This is a genomic window from Paenibacillus qinlingensis, assembly GCF_013204845.1.
GTDB classification, from domain to species: domain Bacteria; phylum Bacillota; class Bacilli; order Paenibacillales; family NBRC-103111; genus Paenibacillus_E; species Paenibacillus_E qinlingensis.
In genome coordinates, this window is the sequence record NZ_JABMKY010000044.1 from 1 (window position 1) to 21,929 (window position 21,929).

The 21,929-nt window shown below is 46.5% G+C and carries 17 protein-coding genes; 6 read left to right on the plus strand and 11 right to left on the minus strand.

Annotated features, from left to right (window positions below):
* Positions 1-366: 366 nt before the first annotated feature.
* From HQN88_RS36735 to HQN88_RS36780, 10 genes are all read right to left on the minus strand, one after another.
* Positions 367-1,506 carry a toxic anion resistance protein gene (locus HQN88_RS36735; RefSeq protein WP_173121499.1) on the minus strand — a complete coding sequence of 380 codons (1,140 nt, stop codon included), beginning with the start codon at positions 1,504-1,506 and terminating at the stop codon, positions 367-369.
* 30 nt (positions 1,507-1,536) lie between these two features.
* Positions 1,537-3,222, minus strand: a complete 1,686-nt coding sequence (locus HQN88_RS36740) for a vWA domain-containing protein (RefSeq protein WP_173121501.1) — start codon at positions 3,220-3,222, stop codon at positions 1,537-1,539.
* Positions 3,223-3,238: 16 nt separating this feature from the next.
* Entirely contained in the window at positions 3,239-3,979 is a 741-nt protein-coding gene (locus HQN88_RS36745; RefSeq protein ID WP_173121531.1) for a hypothetical protein, read from the minus strand.
* Positions 3,980-4,563: 584 nt separating this feature from the next.
* On the minus strand, positions 4,564-6,297 hold the full coding sequence (locus HQN88_RS36750; RefSeq protein WP_173121503.1) for a methyl-accepting chemotaxis protein: 1,734 nt from the start codon (positions 6,295-6,297) through the stop codon (positions 4,564-4,566).
* Between the two features lie 83 nt (positions 6,298-6,380).
* The gene (gene mglC, locus HQN88_RS36755; RefSeq protein WP_173121505.1) at positions 6,381-7,412 is read right to left on the minus strand and encodes a galactose/methyl galactoside ABC transporter permease MglC; all 1,032 of its coding nucleotides are present in this window, start codon (positions 7,410-7,412) and stop codon (positions 6,381-6,383) included.
* An 18-nt stretch (positions 7,413-7,430) separates the two neighbouring features.
* Positions 7,431-8,948 carry a sugar ABC transporter ATP-binding protein gene (locus HQN88_RS36760; RefSeq protein ID WP_173121507.1) on the minus strand — a complete coding sequence of 506 codons (1,518 nt, stop codon included), beginning with the start codon at positions 8,946-8,948 and terminating at the stop codon, positions 7,431-7,433.
* Positions 8,949-9,097: 149 nt separating this feature from the next.
* The gene (locus tag HQN88_RS36765; RefSeq protein ID WP_216855935.1) at positions 9,098-10,174 is read right to left on the minus strand and encodes a galactose ABC transporter substrate-binding protein; all 1,077 of its coding nucleotides are present in this window, start codon (positions 10,172-10,174) and stop codon (positions 9,098-9,100) included.
* Between the two features lie 107 nt (positions 10,175-10,281).
* On the minus strand, positions 10,282-11,250 hold the full coding sequence (locus tag HQN88_RS36770) for a substrate-binding domain-containing protein (RefSeq protein ID WP_173121509.1): 969 nt from the start codon (positions 11,248-11,250) through the stop codon (positions 10,282-10,284).
* Positions 11,247-13,001 carry a cache domain-containing sensor histidine kinase gene (locus HQN88_RS36775; protein ID WP_173121533.1) on the minus strand — a complete coding sequence of 585 codons (1,755 nt, stop codon included), beginning with the start codon at positions 12,999-13,001 and terminating at the stop codon, positions 11,247-11,249. Before HQN88_RS36775 ends, HQN88_RS36770 begins: the two co-directional genes overlap by 4 nt.
* A 68-nt stretch (positions 13,002-13,069) precedes the next feature.
* Positions 13,070-14,728 carry a response regulator gene (locus tag HQN88_RS36780; RefSeq protein ID WP_173121511.1) on the minus strand — a complete coding sequence of 553 codons (1,659 nt, stop codon included), beginning with the start codon at positions 14,726-14,728 and terminating at the stop codon, positions 13,070-13,072.
* Positions 14,729-15,543: 815 nt separating this feature from the next.
* Between HQN88_RS36780 and HQN88_RS36785 the strand changes: the two genes are divergently transcribed.
* The 4 genes from HQN88_RS36785 to HQN88_RS36800 all read left to right on the plus strand — a co-directional run bounded on the left by HQN88_RS36785 (position 15,544) and on the right by HQN88_RS36800 (position 19,335).
* The gene (locus HQN88_RS36785) at positions 15,544-16,500 is read left to right on the plus strand and encodes an AAA family ATPase (RefSeq protein ID WP_173121513.1); all 957 of its coding nucleotides are present in this window, start codon (positions 15,544-15,546) and stop codon (positions 16,498-16,500) included.
* Positions 16,501-16,507: 7 nt separating this feature from the next.
* Positions 16,508-17,641 carry a DUF58 domain-containing protein gene (locus HQN88_RS36790; protein WP_173121515.1) on the plus strand — a complete coding sequence of 378 codons (1,134 nt, stop codon included), beginning with the start codon at positions 16,508-16,510 and terminating at the stop codon, positions 17,639-17,641.
* Positions 17,622-19,004, plus strand: a complete 1,383-nt coding sequence (locus HQN88_RS36795; RefSeq protein ID WP_173121517.1) for a DUF4129 domain-containing protein — start codon at positions 17,622-17,624, stop codon at positions 19,002-19,004. The genes HQN88_RS36790 and HQN88_RS36795 overlap by 20 nt, the downstream gene beginning before the upstream one ends.
* A 160-nt stretch (positions 19,005-19,164) precedes the next feature.
* Entirely contained in the window at positions 19,165-19,335 is a 171-nt protein-coding gene (locus tag HQN88_RS36800; RefSeq protein WP_155993910.1) for a hypothetical protein, read from the plus strand.
* A gap of 224 nt (positions 19,336-19,559) precedes the next feature.
* Here HQN88_RS36800 and HQN88_RS36805 read toward each other — a convergent pair whose 3' ends face one another.
* Positions 19,560-19,829 carry a zinc ribbon domain-containing protein gene (locus tag HQN88_RS36805; protein ID WP_173121519.1) on the minus strand — a complete coding sequence of 90 codons (270 nt, stop codon included), beginning with the start codon at positions 19,827-19,829 and terminating at the stop codon, positions 19,560-19,562.
* Between the two features lie 172 nt (positions 19,830-20,001).
* Between HQN88_RS36805 and hprK the strand changes: the two genes are divergently transcribed.
* Both hprK and HQN88_RS36815 read left to right on the plus strand, forming a co-directional pair.
* Entirely contained in the window at positions 20,002-20,916 is a 915-nt protein-coding gene (gene hprK / locus HQN88_RS36810; RefSeq protein WP_173121521.1) for an HPr(Ser) kinase/phosphatase, read from the plus strand.
* A gap of 84 nt (positions 20,917-21,000) precedes the next feature.
* Positions 21,001-21,885, plus strand: a complete 885-nt coding sequence (locus HQN88_RS36815; protein ID WP_173121523.1) for a hypothetical protein — start codon at positions 21,001-21,003, stop codon at positions 21,883-21,885.
* Positions 21,886-21,929 lie beyond the last annotated feature (44 nt).

Here is a 21,929-nt window from a genome sequence, read left to right on the forward strand (position 1 = left end):
GTTGATAGTGAAGTAGACTTGTTCATGAGGCCGCCTCATTTCGGGTGTTTGTAGGGGTACAAATACCATACCGAATGAGCGGTCTTTTTGGCTACCTTTTTTTGGTTAATCAACAGGCCTGGAAAATGTACAGCTATTTCGCATAAAATCTCTAGGTTTTTTGATTTAAATGGAAAATAGGTAGTTAATTATCAACAATTTCGCTCAAAAGGTTAAACTCGCTATAATTAACTACAGGAAATACAGTTATTTGGCATATGAGCTGAAATTTTAACGAATTAACTACATGAAATCCAGTTATCTATCACCAACGCCGAACGACAAAAAAGGAACCTCAGACTTTAACAAGTCCAAGGTTCCTTTTCCTTATAACCCCACAGCCGCGCCTCTCTCCAGCCGCAGAATCTGCTTTTCTCCCGTTTCAGCCAGCTCACGGAACTGGGTAATCGTCTCGCGCATTTTCGGAAGCGCTTCTTGCTTATAGGTACTGATCGCCTGCAAGGCCTCAAAGCTGTCGGCGAATGCTTTTTTGAGTGAATCTGCTGAAATACTAGCCTCAATGGCGCCTTTGTGAATTTCCACACCTTGTTGCTTCAACATTTGTCCCGTATGTTCAATGAACGTATTGGTCGTAGTATATAAAGCATTCAGTTGTTTCAGCACAACTCGCTGATTAGCTAGCGCACTGGCCGCCGTAACCGCGACGCGCAGAGCTGCAACCGTTACTGTGCTTGCACGATCCACCCCACGAATAAGCTCCTTATTATTCCTTATAACGACTTCGAAGGTGATGAAGCCTTGTTGATTGACCGCTATCATCGCTTGCATATCGAGCGTCCTCTGACGAAGTGGAAAAAGTACCTCTTCTGTTATGAATTGGATCTTCTCCGGATCATCATTTCGGGCTTTGGCAAGCGCGATTTGAGCTTCAATGGATTCATCCATATAGGAAACTAGCTGGATCTCCTTACGGAGCTTTTTGGTAAGATCACGCAGGGCATGTTGTTCGAGAAGAAGTGTCGTATTATCATCCTTCAACCCTAATTTTCCTTTAGTCAGCGTTTCGATAATCTCAGCAATGACCATATCCGCCTTATCAAATTGATGGAAGTACGATCTCAGTGGGTTAAAAAATTTCCCCAGAAACCCGCGTTTAACGAAGTCGATCCCACTCGGATCGAGGTCCTTCATTTGGAGTTGCAGTTCCCCGAGTCCCTTGGCGACGATCCCCCCCTCATCACCTGCCCTCGAAAGCTGCCCTATCGTTGCTTGGAGCAAAGAATTTTTCTGTGAGGATGCTCGCATTGTCTCGATCCCGAAGTTTTCTACCGCTGCCAGAATATTTTTGCGTTTCTCCAGTGAGTCGAGATCGATCTCCATAATCGTCTGTACATTCTGTTCGGCTTGCGCTTTCAGTTTAACAACTTCCTCTGGAACAGGCTTCACTTGCTCCTCTACAACGGCTTTAAGCACTTCATCGCCAGCAATCTCCAACGAAAACGACATCCTATCTCCCCCTCAAAAGGTAAATTAACCCTACATCTGGACGTTAAGCAGATTACTTATTTTATAAACAACATCATCCGTGTCCGCATTAATGCTCGCCGCCTCATTAATACTCGAAATGCTCTGAAGTGCCGCAATATCGGCATTATAACCAATCGTATAGATGGGAATCTGCAATGTCTCGATCAGTCCTCGAATGTCCTTCAAGGAATGCCCTGCATTGGTTTCTCCATCACTCAATACGAAGATGATCGGTTTCACATTCGGATCCCCAGCCATATAGTCTTGCAGCATTTTCATCGCAACGGCAATGGCATCAAACGTCGCTGTTCCCCCTCCTGCTTGCAGCGTACCCACGGTACCCACAAACAGCGATTGCTGATTCGTATCGTACTTGGCAATAGGGAGATTGATCGTCACCCCATTCGAATAGGATACAAGACCAATTCTATTTTCTTTTCCCAGGTACTTCTGACCTTTGAGCAGCGATTCTTTCAATCGATTAATGGGTTTACCGTCCATGCTGCCAGACACATCTGTAACAAAAACAGCGGCAAGAGGCTTGCTGCCATTCTTCTTTTCTTTCCAAACCTTTTGAGCTGAAGAAAGTGTATTTCCATCTATCGCAGGGAGTTCACTCTTGTAATTTTCTAGCCCATTAAACCCTTTATCCTTGGCTGCTTGTTGATACTTCGCCTGTGTAACAAATTCAGCAAAACGCTTAATCACATCAAGTTTCACGATCGGCAGATCACCAAGCGCATAGAGTGGGCTATCGTGTCTATATCCAAAAGGCGTAAACACATAGTCATTCGTAAGCTCTGCCGCATTTTGGAATGTCTGGTATTCCAGCACGAAACCATCCAGCATCCCTGACTTCGCAGCATCTCGCATTTGAATGGTTGTCGATGCGATAAAGGGCACGTTCGTTTGGAATTTCTCGAATTCTAGAACCGCTTTCTCGCTAATTGGGTTTTTATTATCCCATGTGCTTAAAGCTGTTACAAGAAAATTGAGGCCAGTTGAACTCGCAAAAGGGTCCGTATAGCCCATAGCAAATTCATTATTTGAAATAGCTTGCGTTACTGTAGTTACATTGATGGAGCCGTATTTAGCAACCAAGGCATCATATTTCTTCTTTGAAATTACAATCCCAGGAACATTGCCTACCAGACTTTTGGTAACTAATTGTATTTTCGGACCACCAGATTTGATCATCTCTCCCCATAACTCATTCGAAGGAGTAAAAGCATCCGGCACATATTTGCCTGACTTGATATAGTCCGTCGCCGTCCCAGAAGCAATATTACGAATTTTCACAGAGGCCGTCTTCCCGTTAACCACAATCTGTGCTTTATTAAATTCGTTCGCTACATCCGTTAACCAACCATCCACACCACTGCCGGATTTCTCTGTCGAGGAGAAAATCTCTACGAAATAATCCGTCGTATTATTCACCGTAATTGGAAATTTCGAAATATCAGGCAGGGATGAAGCGACATCCGCTGGGTTAATATCAATCTGCCCTTTCACTGGTGTTCCGTTCACCACTGAGATTTTCTCGTACATCTTGTTCAATTGCTTTGCAGCACTCTCCGCTGTCACTTGAGTTTGGGATTTGCCCAAATTGGCCGTAAAGGAAACGCCAGCATAAACACCGATAAATACAATAATGACAATAAGAAGCGATATAAAGAAGAACTTCGTTTTATTCATGTTTTGAGCACCACCTCTACTGTTTGTAGAATTGTGTTTGCTTGATCAAAGCATCAATCTCTTGCATACCCGGCATTTGCCCGATATCACCAATTTCCAAGCTATCCAACCGAGAAATTTCTAACAGCAACTTATCCAATTTGAGCAAAATTTCTTCATTTATATGTAAGGAGGATTTAACAAACGACATATGTGCCTTATACACGGTTCTTTTTTCTTGCAAAAGCTCGGGAGACAACTGACTCGTATTCTGTTTAGAGATACTTTGAAACTCCTCTTCATCGAACACATGGAGACGGTTTATCATACTCCTAATATTGTGAAAAAATAACTTCTCCACCTCTCCCGTCGTAGAAGCAAATTTCTGAAAGCTAAGTCCGCTCGGTTCAAACCGCTGGATAAGAACACTTCGTATGGTCTCTTGTTTTTTGCGCATTCGCTCCAATTGGTGCAAGCCAAGCGCAATTTCCTGTGCAAGGGATTTGATACCTTTGAATTGTTTCAAAGCACCCTCCAAATCTTCAGGGCTCTTCATTTGTTTGACAGGGAGTCGGACATTTGGCTTCATGACTACACTATAAATGCCGAATAGCAATACTAGGGTGCTTCCGAGCAAAATAGATACGGTGAGTGCCGTTTGCAACGCACTGTGTCCGATGCCTATGCCTAGCAATCCCGGTGAGAGCATGACAATATCAAACAAGGCGACCCCACTCGTTAGCACAAATAATTTCATTATTTTACTTGCGGCTTCCATCAAAGGGGATAACTCCTCTCTTTGCAAATTCTAATCTGAACCGAACATGCTGATATTAGATTATATGCAGGACATACAGGACATATCTGCTTTCAATTGCTTAAAGTAAAAGGAAAGATGTCCCTGCACCATCATATTACCGCTAGAAATGACAAAGGGCTGTCCCTCGCAGTAGTGACTACTTCTCCAAAATAATCGGGGTGTCTCATCAGTCCTCCCAGTAAGAGGGAACGTAGGTGCTCTATTTGCAACAAATAGGTGAAATTATGATCCAAAGGGAACTATAGTATCTTATTTCTTTGTAAAACGTTATATCTTACCTAAATTGACGTAATAGTGCCTTTACGTTCCCCTTGGATCTCGTTTCATCCGATTTCGGCAAAATAAGGCACCTACGTTCCCTTTCGAGTCAACGAATTTCAGCAAATTGCGGACAGACAGATGGTAGTAATTGAATGCAAAAACCCCTGACCAGCAGCGTACAAACTACGCTTGCCTGTCAGGGGTGATCTCCACCGCCACTAAATTATTTCGATTATACTATAAATGTAAAAATATGGGTAATACTTGTGGTCGGACGGATCTCACACCCGAAACCGCCCAATCAACCCCTGCAGCTCCGCAGCCATGGAGCTCAGCACCGTCGCGGAGGAGACGATCTCCTCCATGCTCGCGTACTGGCCCTCGATGTTGGCGGAGACGTTCTTCGCCCCCGCAGCCGTCTGCCCCGCCACCTCGTCGATGGCGCGAATCACGCCAACTGCGACGAGCGTCTTCTCGGAGATAGCCTCCGAGCAGCCCGCCACTTCCTCGATCTGACGAGCGACCTCGTCCATCGCCGAACGAATACGCCGGAACGTCGCTCCCGCTTCGCCGACGACCTCAAGCCCCGTCTCCACCTCACGGCTGCCCGCCTCGGTGGAGCGCATAACCTCCCTCGTCTCCTCCTGGATACTCGTGACGAGAGAAGCCACATCCTCCGCCGCTGCGCCGGTCTGCATGGACAGCTTGCGGACTTCCTCCGCAACCACAGCAAACCCCTTGCCCGCGGCGCCTGCACGTGCCGCCTCAATCGAAGCATTGAGCGCCAGCATATTCGTCTGCCGTGCAATACCAGCGATCATCGCGTTCGCGTTGACGATTTTCTCCGAACGGCCGCTTAGCCGATCGACCGAAACGGCCAACTCATCCATCTTTCGATGAATAGCTTTCATTTGCAGCATCGCAGTCTCAATTGCCACAGTTCCTTCCCCAGCCTCCTGCTGCGCAAACAAAGACTGCTTATTCGCTGTCTGTGTGACACTAGCTATCTGCGTAACTGCCGCTGACATTTCCTCCATGATCGCAACACCTTGATGCACACTGCCTACCTGTGCATTCGTACCCTGTGAAATAATTTGAATCGTCCCTGTGATCCGTTCAGATAACTCACTAACCTGATTGGAATTCGCACTAAGCTCTTCCGAAGCCGCAGCAACCTGCTCGCTGCTACTGCCCACCTGACGAATCAAGCCTTGTAGATTGCCTTTCATCTGATTGAACGCAGCTGCCAAATCACTAAGCTCGTCGCGGTTTTTCACCCCAATATCGCCAACGGATAAATCACAATTCGCGATCTTCTCTGCCGCTCTCACCATGGAGCGTACCGGCACCACTATAGAACGTGATACTAAGAGACCTATAGCAAGCGCGAATACTAAGGCCGCTCCGCTCACCCAAATTAACGTCTTTATCGTCGCCGAGACAGTCTGATGATTTTGAGCAGAAGCCTCTGTCCGAATGACGGCTTCGAGCTCTTCTATTTTAGCCGCCGCTTGCGTCAATGTTTCCGTTGTGGGAATTGCCCACTGCATAGCTTCCGCCTTAGCTAAAGACGTATCTCCTTTTTCACCGTAAGCAACCACCTTCTGCACCAACCTAGCAAAAGTTTGATTCGCCTCCAGCATGGATCCAACAGCGTATTGCTCCTCCTCATTCCCGTCCGTATCTTGCATTTTTGTAATGATCGAGGAAAGCTTGCCATTCATATCTGTTAAAAGCTTTTCCCTATCTTTCGTCGGATCCAGCACATAACCAAACAATAAACTCGTTTGCATCTGTGTTTTTTCTTTTATTTCTGCAACGTCCTGGAGTAATCTCACATTCTTATCTAGCAATCCTGTGTAGGAGTTGTCCACTTTATTGATGTACATGTAAGATAAACCGCTCGTGATCCCCACCAGTAAAGAAACGAGAACAAAAGCTCCTACTAGCTTTGTTTGTAAAGAAATAAATAGAAGGTGTTTTTTCCAATCCGACCTATTATGATTTTCACTCATTTTTTATCCTCCTACTCATTCGTAAACGCTTACATAACTCTCGATTATAAAAGGCTGCCGAGAGTATCGACAGCCTCCATAACTTACTTCGAATTCATATATTTCCGCATATCAAACGCTACCGCAGCAACGATGATCACACCTTTGATAATTAACTGCCAGTAAGGGCTGATTCCAATAAACGTCAAACCATAGTTGATAACGCTGAAAATCAATACCCCTGCAAGAACACCTGGTACCGTACCGATACCACCTGAAGTGGATACGCCGCCGACAACACAAGCCGCGATTGCATCAAGCTCGTACATGTTACCGTAGTTATTCGTTGCTCCACCTGTTCTTGCTGCTTCCAATACCCCTGCAAGTCCGTAAAGTGCGCCAGCAATACCATAGATGTAGATTAAGTAACGGTTTACGTTAATCCCTGAAACGACAGCAGCATGAATGTTTCCGCCGATAGCGTACATGTATTTGCCAAGCTTTGTTTTATTAAATACAATCCACACAATGATCGATACAACAAGTGCAAAAATAACAATATAGGGTATCGAGTACGTTGCGCTTGAACCAATGGAACCTGTTCCTAAGTTACTGAAATCAGGACGAAGACCACCGATCGGTTGTGATTGATTCGGCTTCATATCGAAATATAAGGAGTTCGCACCGTACACAGCTACCATCGTTCCTAATGTTGCAATGAATGGCGGTACACGGAGCTTAGCAACGACAATCCCGTTAATAAGTCCAATCGCAAGACCCGCGATAATCGCGATGATGATTGGAATGGCTAAATTCAGATGCGGCAGGTCAGGGAAAAATCTTCTGCCATAATCCTGCGTTTGGAGCATTGATGCGGAGATAACCGCCGATAGACCAACAATTCGCCCTGCGGATAAATCCGTTCCGCCTGTGATAAGAATAAACGCTGCACCCAACGCGATAATCACACGAGTGGAAGATTGCAATAAGATATCACGCAGAATGCTTACGGATAGAAAGCGTGGATCATAAATCGCGATCCCAATCACTAGAACAACTAGTACGATGTAAATAGCGTATTTGGTAATGAACCCGCTAAAGTCTCTGGATTTCAATGTTTCTGTTTTTGTAGTCATGGTTCTAGGCCCCCTCCATTATGCCATATGCTGTGCAGCAAGGCGCATAATCTCTTCTTCTGTTGCTTTTTTTCCTTCCACAATGCCCGTAAGACGTCCCTCACACATAACCATAATTCGGTCTGACATCCCAAGAAGCTCGGGCATTTCAGAAGAGATCATGATAATACTTTTCCCCTGCTTCGCAAGGTCAGCAATGATGGAGTAAATCTCAAATTTCGCTCCTACGTCAATTCCCCGAGTTGGTTCATCGAGAAGGAGTACATCAGGTTCAGTTAACAGCCATCTGGCCAGCAAAACCTTTTGTTGATTACCACCGGACAAATTCTTAATCAGCGCATGCATATTTGGCGTTTTCACGCGTAGCATTTCGATACTTTGTTTCACTTCTTTTTTACGTTTTTCTTCTTGAATGAAGCCTAATGGATTCATGTATCGTCCCAAATTGGCAATGACCGTGTTCTCCAAAACCGATAGCACAGGGAAAATACCTGTTACGCGGCGCTCTTCAGTCAGCAGGGCAATCTTCTGCTTAATCGCATCCATCGGTGACTTCAGCTTCACTGGCTTCCCGTGAATAGAGATGCTTCCGGAAGCAATACCTCTCATCCCGAACAAGGATTCAATCAACTCGGTCCGTTGTGCCCCAACAAGGCCGCCAACACCGAGAATTTCACCCTTTTTCAGCTCAAAAGACACATTCTTGAATGATTTAGGAACGACCGAAGTCAGGTCCTCTACCTTCATCAATACGCCTTGGGGCACATTACTGCGCTCAGGGAAACGCTCTTTCAAATCACGTCCGACCATCTTCGAGATGATCATATCTGTCGTAAGTTCAGAAGATGCCCATGTCCCAATTTTGGTACCATCGCGCATAATCGTTACTTCGTCCGAAATTTCCAAAATCTCTTCCATTTTATGTGAAATATAGATGATCGAAACACCGCGGCTCTTCAGATCGCGAATGATGCGAAACAACTGCTCAACTTCATTACCCGTAAGGGAGGAAGTTGGCTCATCCATAACAATGACTTTCGAATTGAAAGAAACAGCCTTGGCGATTTCAATGGATTGCACTTTGGATACCGATAAGGTACCGACCAGTGTATCCGGTTTAATGTCCATTTGGAGTTGTTTAAACAAACTCTCTGTATCTGTACGCATTTTTTTGTGGTCCACTAATTTCAAAGGTCCGATACCTTTTAGCGGGAATCTACCTAACCAAATGTTCTCCATCACATTGCGATGTGGAACGGGGTGAAGCTCTTGATGAATCATGGAAATGCCATTCGCTAATGCATCTTTGGAGTTCGTAATTGAAGCGACTTCTCCATTCAGCTTAATTTCTCCACCATCGGGCTTGTAAATGCCGAATAAGCATTTCATGAGCGTCGATTTCCCTGCACCGTTCTCTCCCATCAGCGCATGTACGCTTCCCGGACGAACTTTGAGGGTGACATTATCCAGCGCTTTGACGCCGGGGAACTCTTTGGAGATTTGATTCATTTCCAATAAATAGTCATGTACAGTCATGGTAACTCCCCCTACAGCTCACGATAATCCCCACAAAGTGAAGCCTTTATTCGAAGCTTATTTCTCTTTATCCTTTGCATGGTTTCCAAAAAAGGAAGGCAAAAGCGCGATTGTTGCTCAGTTATCGCCTCTCTTGCCCATTCTCACAATTACTTCGCTTCGTTCATGTTAGCTTTTGTGATTTTTTTGTAGGAAATCCAAACGTATTTACCGTCAGTGATATCATAGCCAGTTGTTTCTTTGCTTGGAACTAAACCATTCGCAAGAGCTGTTGCTACGCTTGTTGTTGCAGCTCCTTGGTTTTTCGCATCGTTTAGAACTGTACCTAGAAGTGTTCCATCGCTTAGAGCTTGTAGAGCTGGGGCTGTTGCATCTACACCAACTACTGGAAGGAATTTGTTGTCTTTGAAATAGCCTTTTGCTTTCAAAGCTTCAATTGCACCAAGCGCCATGTCATCGTTGTTCGCAAGAACAGCTTCGATTTTGCTTTCGCTGGAAGCTAGGAATGCTGCCATTTTCTCTTGACCTTTAACGCGATCCCACATCGCTGTATCTTCAGCTACTTTCTCTACACCCATGCCGGAATCCGTGATGGCTTGGATAGAGAATTTCGTACGAAGCTCAGCATCTTGGTGTCCCGGCTCGCCTTTAAGCATAACGTATTGGATTTTACCGTCTTTGTTTTTGTCAGCTTCTGGGTGAGCTTTGAAGTAGTCAACCAATAGTTGGCCTTCCATTGTTCCGGATTGCTCAGCTTTAGCGCCTACGTAGTAAACTTTATCCCATTTCTTCATGTCCGTATCAAGTGGCTCACGGTTCAAGAAGACAACTGGAATGTTCGCTGTTTTTGCTTTATCGATGATAACGCCAGCTGCTGTACGGTCAACGGCGTTGATCGCAAGTGCATTTACTTTTTTCGTGATGAAAAGGTCAACTTTATCGTTTTGTGTTGGTTGGGAGTTTTGGCTGTCTACGATATCAACAGTCGCTTTATCTTTCGCCGCATCGGAAATTGCTGCACGAACACCAGACATGAACGTATCGTCAAATTTATAGATCGCTACACCGATTGTTGGTTTTTTACCAGCTGCTGGAGCTGTCGTTGCTGCCGCACCTGTGGAAGCTGCTGGAGCTGTTGATGCTGCTGGAGTTTCTGTTTTATTTCCACAACCTGCAACGGTTGCAACTAAAGCGCCTGCTACGGCAAGTGTAAGTAATTTTTTCAAGATAAGACCCTCCCTAAAAGGTATATTGTTTGTTTACATTCCTTACTATAATGGTTCAAGGGGCATAAACAAATGCAATATCCTCATGTCTTCTATCGAAATTCTCATCACTTTATAAATGGGAATAGCAATTTTTGATTGTCTGACCAGAACATATTACTCAAATCAATCGCCTTAATTCCTGTTTCCACACGCTTTGGCACCGTTTTTCCTTCAATAGCATCTACCGCGCTTTTCACGCCCAAATAACCGATACTAAACGGATTTTGAATAATCGTTGCTTGAATGACCCCCTCTTGGAGCAGCTCTAGCTCCTCAGAAGTACTGTCAAACGTGATGATTTTCACCTTATCATTCAAATTCCGGCTCTGCACCGCACTAGCAACACCAATGGATGAGATTTCGTTCAACGCCACAATCCCATCCAATTCTGGATGTTTATCGATGACATCATGCGTGAGTTGAGCGGAGAGCTCTCGATCCGTTAAGCTGTATACCGTATCGATCACCTGAACTTCGGGATACTTCGAAATTTCGTCCATAAGCCCTTTCTCCCTCAGCTCCGTGTTTCGCTCCCCTTTCCTAAAGCTCATAATGGCAATTTGCCCACTCGTTCCGATCAACTTAATCAGTTGTCGCCCTGCTAATTGACCTGCCTCATAATTATTCGCCCCAATAAAACTACGTACATTCTTCGTCTCTACCTCAGAGTCAACCGTAATGACAGGAATATGCGCTTTACCCGCTTCATCTACGATAGGAGAAAGCTCCTTATAGTCATTTGCCGCTAAGATAATCGCATCTGGTAGACTTGAAATGGACTGCTCCATCAGGGCTATCTGCCCCAACACATCGGCCTCATCGCCTGGTGCTCGGAAGTCCAACGTCACATCAAACTCCTTTGCCGCGACCTCTGCTCCCAATTTTACCGTCTTCCAATAGTCGCCTTCTTGACTGCGGAGAATAACCTCCAGATGCTTCTTCTGCTCTGTAGGCAAGGGTTCCACACGCTCTGTACAAGACGATAGCGAGAGAAGAGCGACAAGGACGGCAATCATAATCGGTTTCCATCTCATTCTTCACTCCCCCCTTCGTCAACTAGTATGGCTGGAATCGTAATTCGGACAGTTGTTCCTTCCTCCAGCTCGCTACTTACGTGGACCCCATAGTCCATGCCAAAATAAAGCTGAATCCGCTCATGTACATTTCGTAGTCCCACACCTGAGCCCTTTTCACTTTTCACCTGACCACTCATAATACTCTTCAATGTTTCCTCTGACATCCCGACCCCATTATCTCGAATCTCGAAGAGAATCTTCCCGCTATCCATGGTGACAATGAGCTCAATCAAACCTTCATCCACCATATACTCGATCCCGTGATAGAGCGCATTTTCCACAAAAGGTTGCAGAATCAGCTTGAGTGTTTTGTAAGGAAGCACCTCTTCCGAGACGTGGATCTCATATTCAAACTTGTCCTTATAACGCATCTTCTGGATAATCAAATAGTTGCGAATATGCTCGATCTCTTCCCCGATCGTAATAATAGTTTTACCTTTGCTGAGCGATATTCGGAAAAACTTCGACAGCGATGTGATCGTCGTCACAACCTCTTCCGTTCTCCCATTGCCAACCATTCGAACGACCGAATTGAGTGTATTGTATAAAAAATGCGGATTAATCTGCGATTGGAGAACCTCTAGCTCATTCTTCCGCTTAATCTCTTGCTCCTCAATACTCTGATCCATCAGCTCGCGAACCCTCGACACCATCAAATTGAAGCGCCGCGAAAGCTGCTCGACTTCATCAGCCCCACGCACATGAATATACGTGTCGAAATGTCCTTTCTCCACCATCTCCATCGACTTCTTCAGTCGTTTAATCGGCTGAGAAATACGAGCTGACATGAACGAAGAAATCAACAAAATGAAGAAAAGTACGATCACTAACAACCAAATCATGAACGTCGAAATTTCCTTGCGTGTCGTCATAATTTCATCGAGATAGGAGACACCAATAATTTTCCACCCGATGTTATTAACTGTCCGCACAACGTTTAACCGCGACTCTCCTTCGCTCTCGTCCATATATCGGCCATACGAAAATTTGAGTGCTTGCTCCACATTCTCATACTTGAGGCCAATATAAATAAGCTGCTGCTGCGGATGATACACAATGCTGCCTGCAGAATCGTCAATGATATAGACATAGCCCTTCTTACCGAGAGAAACCGTGCGAAACACATCGTCCAATGTTTTGAAATTAATGTCCACCAAAATAACCGCATCCACCAAGTTCCCATTCTGCTCGATCGTGACCCCTTTACTCATGGATACCACCCACTTGTAGGGATTCTTGAATAGGTTCTGGATATGCGGTAAGGAGAACGTTAGATGGTTCGGGTTATCGAGGGCAGACCGAAACCACGGCTGCTCGAGCAGCCGTGTATTTTTGCGCATCTCTGTCATGGGCACCCCTGTGACCAACCCGCCATCCGCGGTAAATAGATGAATAGACACAATGTCCTCACGCGTACTGGCGATTGTGTCTAGCTGTTCGAGCAGCTTGTCCGACGGGATGCCGCGGCTTTTGGCAATTTTGGCATCTACAACTTCGAACGTATCTGACATCCCCTTAATGTACTGCTCCAGGTTGAATTGCACCTGCTCAATCACCTGAGCCGTACTTAGAAATGCGCTCTCCTCTGCTGTTTTAGCAAATTTATTATAGAGCACCAAGGAGACAACGAGCATGACGGTTACGGTAATAAGAATGAATGACATCGTTATGGTAAATTGAATACTTTTTACCCGCATCGTATCGAGCATGACATTATATAAAGCCTTCAGCAGCGTACTCACTCTGCGTTTCAAAGCAACTCTCCCCCCTTCTAGTCCTACAGCCCTTTGGCGCTGTTATTGCGATATTCCTTCGGGGAAACACCAACATTTTTGCGAAAGGAGAAGGAGAAATAATTAGCATCCGCATAGCCCACCTTTTCAGCGATTTCCAGCGCCTTCATATCCGTAGAACGCAACAGCTCTTTCGCTGCTTCCATCCGAATGTGGTTCAAATAGTTCACGAAGGTCATTTTGGTTTCTTTTTTGAAAATGGAACTGAAATAACCCGCACTGATATGCAGATGTCCGCACACCTTATTGATCGTGATATCGCCTTCATGATAGTGACTCTTCGTATAATCCTTGGCTAGATCTACGAGGTTTTTATACGTATACTGACGATCCGTGGCAATATGACTCATCATGCTCGCACAGAGCTCGGCCAACCAGTGCTTCGCTTCCTCCAAGGAAGTGAACTTATTAATCTCCGTGAAAGGGATAAAACTCTCGCCAAATACCTCGTCAACATTCAGGTTCGAGTCCTTAGCTGCTTTGAGAATACAAGTAAGAATTTCAAGCAGATAAATCTGATAATCTTTTACCGACACACCGGCCTCGATACCTTGAAACAGCTCATCAATCGTCTCCCGAATCTCTTGCGATGTGCCTACCTTAATACAGCGGGTCAACGCATGTTCCTTCACATCATCGAATCGAATCTTATCCACGCTGCGCTTCTCCACATCATCAATGTAAATCATGCGGTTACTGCCCAGAATCAGTCTATAGTCGAGAGAAAGCACAGCATCTTCATATGAATAGCTGATTTTCGTGACGTCCTTCATTACACTGCCGATCCCAACAGTAAGAGTGAATTTCAAATATTTTTCCACACTCTGCCGAATTTCTTCCAGCACCCTCATCGTCTCCTGCAGCGCTGCTTCCTTGTCCCTATTCTCTCTCGCCGCTAGCAGCACAACCTGATCATCATGCATGAATACGAGACCGAGGCCACGCTTGCCCGCAATTTCTTCCGTAATATTTAAGAGGGCAAAATATTTCAACGCCTGATCCTCTGAGTATTTCAACGATATCGACTTCGACAGTTCTTCCCGATTCTCCAGATCTTCTTCTGAAATAAAGACCCCATCTATGCTCAAAACGGCAACCACATAGCTATTTCCACTCAGCTCAATCCCATAGTTCGCTGCCTTCTCAAATACCTCGTCCCGCGGGAGCTTCCGATTCATTAATGTCGCTAAGAAATTCTCCTTCAGCACCGGCATACTCTTACGGTAATGCTCCTTCAGCAGTTGCACATCCTTCCGATGCGCAACCTCCTCTTGGATGTGCCCTTTTACCTTCAAGAGGGCATTCACCAGCTCCTGTGCGGAAAATGGCTTCAGCACATATTCATCAATATGCAGCTTAATCGCCCGTTGGGCGTACTCAAATTCATCATGCCCTGTCAGAATGATAAGCTTAATTGTGGGAAAGCGCTCTCTAATTGCTTCAGCAAGCTGCAAGCCATTCATAAAAGGCATCTGAATATCCGTCACAACCACATCCGGCTGCAGACGCTCGACCATTTCCAGCGCTTCTTTCCCGTTCTCCGCCTTGTCGACAACTTCAAAGCCAATCGCTTCCCAATTTATTTCACGGACGACACCTTCGCGTACATCCTCTTCGTCATCCACTAATAGCAGCTTGTACATGCCTGACCTCCCAGGACTCCCATATTAGAAGCATCTACCTTAACGTTACTAATTATCACCATCATTGTACTCACTGCCCATCGAATATACAAATAGAATCGATTACCGCCCAAAGATAACTACCTATGGCATCGATACTTGTCCGAGGAAACATTGGTAAAAATCCCCTGCAAGATGTTAAAATAAACATGAAAGCATATGTAAATCTTGACACTCTACACTAGGTATTCTGACACCGAAAGGGGAACCCGCATACTTGTATGCCAATCCCGACTTCTCCGATAACGAAAGGGAACCTCGGTGCCAAAACCTAACCATTCTGACAACCCATGGAGAGCCTTGGTGCCAAAACCCACCACTCTGACAACCCACGGGGACATCGGTGCCAAACCCCACCATTCTGACAACCCACGGGGAACCGCGGTGCCAAAACCCCAACACTCTGACAACCCACGGGGAACCGCGGTGCCAAAACCTAACCACTCTGACAACCCATGGAGAACCTTGGTGCAAAACCCCACCATTCTGACAACCCAAGGGAACCTCAGTGCGCTATTTTCTTAAAATAGCCCATTTTCGCACCTAAGGGGAACGAGGCTCCGCTATTTTCTCGAAAATAGAGGTTTCCAACTGCTTTTCAGTGAAATAGTGGATCTACGTTCCCTTTCGAGTCTAAAGATCAGCACAATCGGCGAAATAGTGGAACGACGTTCCCCTTTTACTAACCTTGTCGCCACTACCTTTTCTTATTAACACCCTTACTGTTCCCCTGTCTCATTTCATTCGTATCATTCATTATTTAGGAGGTTAATCATTTGAATATCGCACCTATTGAACGCATCGCTTCCCGCATCAAAGAAAACGTTGGTCACGTTATTATAGGCAAGAACGATACCGTCGAGCTCCTAGTCATCGCATTGATTGCATCCGGTCACGTACTGCTCGAAGACGTGCCCGGCACAGGGAAAACCCAGCTCGCCAAAGCACTAGCTCGCTCCCTCGATGGCTCCATGAAGCGCATCCAGTTCACACCCGACTTGCTGCCGTCCGATGTAAGCGGCATCAATTTCTTCAACCAGAAACTAGGCGAATTCGAATTCCGCCCAGGTCCGCTTTTCGCGCACATCGTGCTCGCCGATGAGATTAACCGCGCGACGCCGCGCACACAGTCCAGCTTGCTGGAGAGCATGGAGGAGCGCCAGGTCAGCATCGATGGGGAAACGCGCAAGCTGGAAGCGCCGTTCCTCGTCATTGCCACGCAGAACCCTGTCGAGAATCAGGGGACTTTCCCCCTACCGGAAGCACAGCTCGACCGCTTCCTCATGAAGCTGTCTCTCGGCTATCCGACGGCAGCCGAGCAGGTCTTGATCTTGCAGCGCTACCAGCAGCAAGATCCGCTGGATGCGCTGCTGCCAGTCGTGAGCCGCGCGGAGCTGCTCGAAGCGCAGCGCCTGTTCACGCAGGTGCGCGTCAGCGACGAGCTGCTGCACTACATCGTGCAGCTCGCGGAAGCGACGCGCACGCATGCGGACTCCGCGCTCGGCGTCAGCCCGCGCGGCGTGCGCGCCTTAATGAAGGCAGCGCAAGTGTATGCGGCGCTGCGCGGCCGCGATTACGTGCTGCCGGACGACGTCAAGGCGCTGGTCGCGCCCGTCTGGGCGCATCGCGTTCTGCTGCGCACGCGCTCACGCCAGCAGGATCAGCAGGTGCATGCGCTGCTGACGAACATACTTGCCGCTACCCCCGTTCCTACGGAAGTGAAGATGGGGTAACGGACGGATGAGCATAAGCTGGATAGTCATTATCGCTACCGCTCTCTTCTTTCTCCAGTTTCAGTTTTTCGCCCGCTGGGGGTTTCGGGGACTTCGCATTGAACGAACCTTTAATACAACACATTGCCATGTCGGCGATGATATTCTCATGATTGAAACCATCGTGAATCGTAAGCTTGCGCCGATTCCCTGGCTCCGCTTAGAGTCAACGATTCATGCAGGACTCCACTTCACACAAATGAACAATCTAGAAGTGAGCAGCGGCTCCCTTTTTCAAAATCATCGCAGTCTATTCAGCCTCATGCCCTATACCCGTATCGTGCGGCGCCATGGTGTGCATGCTGCGAAACGCGGTTGGTACAAGTTGGAAACCATCGCTGCAACGATGGGTGATTTCGTCGGTTTACAAGCAGCCTCTACCACGCACCGCATACATGTAGAGCTTCTAGTTTACCCGCGACTGGTGAATCGCGATGACATTCCCCTCCTGTCTAGCCGTTGGCAAGGCGATGTAACGGTCCAGCGCTGGATCATGCCTGATCCATTTCTCGTTTCCGGAGCAAGGGAGTATCGCTATGGCGATACGATGAATAGCATTCATTGGAAAGCAACGGCGCGCAGCCAGCGGCTTCAGGTGTACAACCGAGAATTTACAGCTGATCCCCGATTACTTATCGTCGTTAACAGTCAAGTCACCGAAACGATGTGGGATGCCGTAACCGACCCTGAACTTGTGGAAAAAGCCCTCTCCTACGCGGCAACATTAGCCGAACATGCGATTAGCCGAGGTGTTCCTGTCGGTTTTGGCTACAACGGTTGGCTGCTGAATGAACCCGGTGCTCCCGTATATTGTGCGCCTGAAGGCGGCTGGGGACAGTTGGAACATCTTTTGCAAACCATGGCAAAGCTCGCGATCTCTTGTGCGCGTTCCTGTGAAGATTTTCTCGATTATGGCATCGAGGTGGAAGGTGAGGCACTCGATATCATCTTGCTGACCGCGTTCGTTTCTGAGGGAATGCAACGCAGCATCGAACGACTTGAAGCGTCTGGCCATTCCGTCTTCCTTGTCCCCTTGCAGCATAATCTTCTTGATCTTAGCGATAAGGAGGCGGCACCATCCAATGCTCAAGCCCTTGCTTAATCAAACGAATTCTTTACCGTCTCGTTTATCCTACTTTTTACGGGGATACGGACTTGCACTCTTATTCGGTTTCGTCGAACTGGTTATCTTCGCTCCATTAGTTACGTTATCTCAAGTTTATGTATTCGATAGCGCGCTTGGTTTGACATGTATCCAACTACTGCTCAGTTTCGTAATTGGCGCCTACTTGGGGCAGTTACGTTGGCTCTCTCGCAAAGGATACGAGTTCCTTATCTGTGTGGCCGCAGGTTACGGATTATCCTATGTCTGTCAAATGGAACCTTTGCATGTTGCTTTAGGTGCGGCAATTGGTGCACTCCTCGTCTATCGGGGGATACGGTATACCAAAGATGGATGGATCTCCCTTTATCCACCTGGCGTTTTCGTAATCTCTGGTGTGATGTACTTCATTGGCGTTCCCATTATGACCCGAGTGGAGCTTATGCATCCATACAAAATAGCCTTAAACGGGCTCGGATTCGCTACGCTGATCCTCTTCTTCTTTATTACGAATCGCTCGCAGCTTCTTGTCGCTACCTTAGCAGGGAATGATCGCGCTGCCGCCTCGTCGCTGTCTCAAACCGTGAAACGTTCCAGTCGTATTTGGTTAATCGGTTTTATTGCGGTTATTGCTGCCGTCGGTTACTTTCAGCAAGTCAAGCAGGCCCTTATGCGCCTTCTACATGGCACCTTAGCTTGGCTGCTTGGATTAATGTCATCCGAAGAACCACCTGCTGTTCCAGAAGCCAGCCCTTCAGCACCGCCACCTATGGAACTGCCGCCTGCAGAAGCCCATGAACCAGGTTGGTTTGGGATTCTCATGCAATATCTTGTGCAAATTGTCGGGTATGTGTTGGTCATTGCACTCATTCTCGGCTGCCTCTATCTGATCATGATGAAGCTTGCACCAGCGCTTCTCTCCTTCATTCGGCGCTTTTGGAAGCGATCGCTGCGTCGTGAACAAGGAGATGCAAGTGAAGGTTATACCGATGAGAAAGAAGCCCTGCTCGATTGGAGAGAGCTTCCTAACTTGTGGTGGCGCAAAGCAAGCTCGAAACTGTGGTCGACATCCAATCGCGAGCCGTCTTGGTCACAGCTACCGAACAATCAGGAACGTATCCGCTATCTGTACCGTGTATTGATTGGGCAGGCGAGCAAAAGTGGTTACACCTTCAAACGCACATTAACTCCCAACGAAACAGGCTGGGAGCTCATGCATCAAACACAACTAGCAGAAACTTCGGTTCACGCGCTTACCACGGCTTATAATCGAGTGCGATACGGGCGAGAGGCGGTTTCAGACGAAGAGCTTGCTCATGTGCTCCAAACCCTTGATCCGAGCATTCGAAATCAGTTGAAATGAGACAAGCCTAACCTAAATCACACCTCTTTATTTCCAAATGGTACAAAGAATAGGCACTGTCTAGGCTCATGAACAAGCTTTTTGAAAATACCCGTCACATATTTTCAAAACTTCGCATATACATAATTGTTTGAATACATGCGATTGAGGTGGTTTTGAGATGTTAGCATTAAAAACCGGATCAGAAAAAGAAGAAGTGCTTCACACGCTTTACGAAATGGGCTTGGATCAAATCGCCAGATGGATCCTCGTATTACCTGAAGACAGGTGGGAAAGCATGTTTCTCTCGACATGGCCAACACTTGCCAAAAAATGCGGCTTTCACAGATAGCTGCTTTTACATACAGAGAGGTGGTTTAAGGTAGGAGATTAATTATAAAACGCTCTACACCATCCAGGTGCAGAGCGTTATTTTTTTACCACAAAAGAAAGTATACGTTTTCAAGTCCCGAAAATTTTGCCAATAAAACTATTTATAGCAATCTATGGTCGGAGACCATAATATCTCCTCTTCATACGCGGTCGCTCATCTTTGAATGGCCTCGATAGAGGTTCTCACTTATTGGAAGACCATCTTTTTAATTTGGGAATATTCCTTGTGAATAATCCTGTCAGAAATTTCGGAAACCCAAACTCAACTAATTTCCCTTTAACTAATTCTCTCATCTGATCAACCGTAAGATCAGGCGATGTGAACGCACCGTTCTGGTAGCAATGACTGCAGTACATCTTACTCTTACTACCCGATTTCTCCGTACCACCGCCTTGCTCATCCCGAGCGATGGGCATCCCGCAGCTTTGACAGTTCTTATAGGTTTCTTCCATTTCTTTTTGATCCCCTTACCACTTTTTCTTTTTATCATACCAACTTAACCTGCAAAAGCAATGAAAAGCTGTACAAATCCTTGTAATACGCATCATTTAAAGGATTGTTCCTATAGGAAAGAGAATCTAGTAGAGAACGATCTCATGATCAACTCGAAGGAGGATCACACGTTTGAAGTCCGTCACTGTAAAAGATTTAGTTGAACGCTTTTCGCTCGAAATTCTCGCTGGCCATTCAGAGCTCCACCGTCCTATTACCAAAACAAAGGCACACCGCCCAGGGTTGGAATTTGTCGGCTATTTTGAATATTTCCCACAAGCGCATGTGCAGCTATTAGGTCGCAAAGAAATTACCTACCTGCATAAGCTCAGCGAAAATGAAAGAAATTTGCATATCGGCAATATCGTCAAATATCACCCGCCTTGTTTCGTCGTAACGAGAAACCAAGAAGGCTTGAAATACTTAAAGAAATACTGCGAAGAAGAGAAAATCCCCCTTCTCCGCACAAGCGCCCCTACGAGCAAATTCCAGGACTTGGTTGACTTATTTTTGAGTAAATCGCTTGCTCAGGAGATCGCTGTCCACGGGGTTTGCGTCAATGTTTCAGGAATCGGCATCCTGCTGCGCGGGAAGTCCGGGGTTGGCAAGAGCGAAACAGCCCACACGCTGATCCGCAGGGGGCATCGCCTTGTTGCCGATGATATCGTGGTGCTCAAGAAAATCAGCCCCGAGACGCTACTCGGCACGCATAATGGCAAAACGAAGGAATTCCTCGCGCTGCGCAGCGTTGGACTTATCAATGTCTCACGGCTTTATGGCCGCAAAGCTTTTCAAGATGAAACACGCATCGTGCTCGATATCGAGCTGACCAAATGGCAGGAACACGCTCTAAACAATGACTTAGAGTTAGAGCCTACTTTTACTGATTACATGGACATTTCAATTCCCCATATTGAAATCCAGTTACAGCCCGGACGTGATGTAGCCGGTCTTATTGAAGCCGCCGCCAATAGCTGGTATCTGCGCCAACAAGGGTATAGTGCCGCAGAAGAATTCATGCAGCGCCTGCAATCCGACACCGATTAAGCTGCTTACTTTCACTATCTAGTTTTACGCATACCGTCCTAAAACCTCCCTTCGGCTCGAAAGCTGTTAGCGGAGGTGTTTATAATGCACAATAGAAAGAGAATAACGATTATGGCTATTGTCATAGCTACTTTAATGCTCTGTGGTTGGACCGCGTATGCTGCAACTTCATCCAACGAGACAACGTCTACATCCATCCAAGGTAAGCTTACGGCACTGACGGCAGATTCGATTACTTTACATACGGGTACTGGTGATCAAACCGTCCCTTTAGCTTCATCCGTCTGGGTGTACATGAATGATGAGAAAGCTCAGTTAAGCGATTTACACATGGGGGATGAGATCGAAGTCATTCTGAATAACAAGAAACAGGCCGCCTATGTAAAAGGATCTTCAGAAACCGCGAACGCTACTGAATCCGCACAGCCCGTCTCTCCCGTTCCAAGCGAATCACCTGTACCCGTTCCAGTATCTGTTCCTGCTACAGTAGCTCCTAGCCCATCTGCAAGTCCAACCTCTTCTCCTACAAAGGTAGACAATAAGCCAGAAGCTTCCCCACCAGGTAAACGATCTGACCTGAAGGATGTGGATCTAAGTGTAGATGGGCAGCATTTCAACTTTCACTTGAAGCAATCCAAAGGGGCACATGGTTCTCAATATGATCTGAGCATCCAGTCTCCGCATGCCGGCAGAATTCATCTCACAGGATCGCAGGCTCAAGCTTGGATTTCCAAACTTCTGGGTTCTATTGACTTATCTGCCCCCAATGCGCGAGAGATCTTGGGCCAGCAGCTCGCCAAACAATATAATTTAGAAGCCGGCAAATTGAATGTTCATTTAAACGTACATGCTGACGACAAAGAAAAAGTCAAAGATAACGATAATGAAGATGACAAGAAAGTTGATAAGAAACCTCAAAGAGACAAAAACGATGATAAAAAGCCTGGTAACAACAATAAACACGACTAATCTTCCATGATTGTCAACCACGGTGAAAAACCAGTTAACATCCG

Bases quoted from the DNA above. Each gene is read 5' to 3' on its own strand.
- HQN88_RS36735 (WP_173121499.1), bottom strand. From the start codon at position 1,506: ATGTCGTTTTCGTTGGAGATTGCTGGCGATGAAGTGCTTAAAGCCGTT.
- HQN88_RS36740 (WP_173121501.1), bottom strand. From the start codon at position 3,222: ATGAATAAAACGAAGTTCTTCTTTATATCGCTTCTTATTGTCATTATT.
- HQN88_RS36745 (WP_173121531.1), bottom strand. From the start codon at position 3,979: ATGGAAGCCGCAAGTAAAATAATGAAATTATTTGTGCTAACGAGTGGG.
- HQN88_RS36750 (WP_173121503.1), bottom strand. From the start codon at position 6,297: ATGAGTGAAAATCATAATAGGTCGGATTGGAAAAAACACCTTCTATTT.
- mglC (WP_173121505.1), bottom strand. From the start codon at position 7,412: ATGACTACAAAAACAGAAACATTGAAATCCAGAGACTTTAGCGGGTTC.
- HQN88_RS36760 (WP_173121507.1), bottom strand. From the start codon at position 8,948: ATGACTGTACATGACTATTTATTGGAAATGAATCAAATCTCCAAAGAG.
- HQN88_RS36770 (WP_173121509.1), bottom strand. From the start codon at position 11,250: ATGAGATGGAAACCGATTATGATTGCCGTCCTTGTCGCTCTTCTCTCG.
- HQN88_RS36775 (WP_173121533.1), bottom strand. From the start codon at position 13,001: ATGCTCGATACGATGCGGGTAAAAAGTATTCAATTTACCATAACGATG.
- HQN88_RS36780 (WP_173121511.1), bottom strand. From the start codon at position 14,728: ATGTACAAGCTGCTATTAGTGGATGACGAAGAGGATGTACGCGAAGGT.
- HQN88_RS36790 (WP_173121515.1), top strand. From the start codon at position 16,508: ATGAGCATAAGCTGGATAGTCATTATCGCTACCGCTCTCTTCTTTCTC.
- HQN88_RS36795 (WP_173121517.1), top strand. From the start codon at position 17,622: ATGCTCAAGCCCTTGCTTAATCAAACGAATTCTTTACCGTCTCGTTTA.
- HQN88_RS36800 (WP_155993910.1), top strand. From the start codon at position 19,165: ATGTTAGCATTAAAAACCGGATCAGAAAAAGAAGAAGTGCTTCACACG.
- HQN88_RS36805 (WP_173121519.1), bottom strand. From the start codon at position 19,829: ATGGAAGAAACCTATAAGAACTGTCAAAGCTGCGGGATGCCCATCGCT.
- HQN88_RS36815 (WP_173121523.1), top strand. From the start codon at position 21,001: ATGCACAATAGAAAGAGAATAACGATTATGGCTATTGTCATAGCTACT.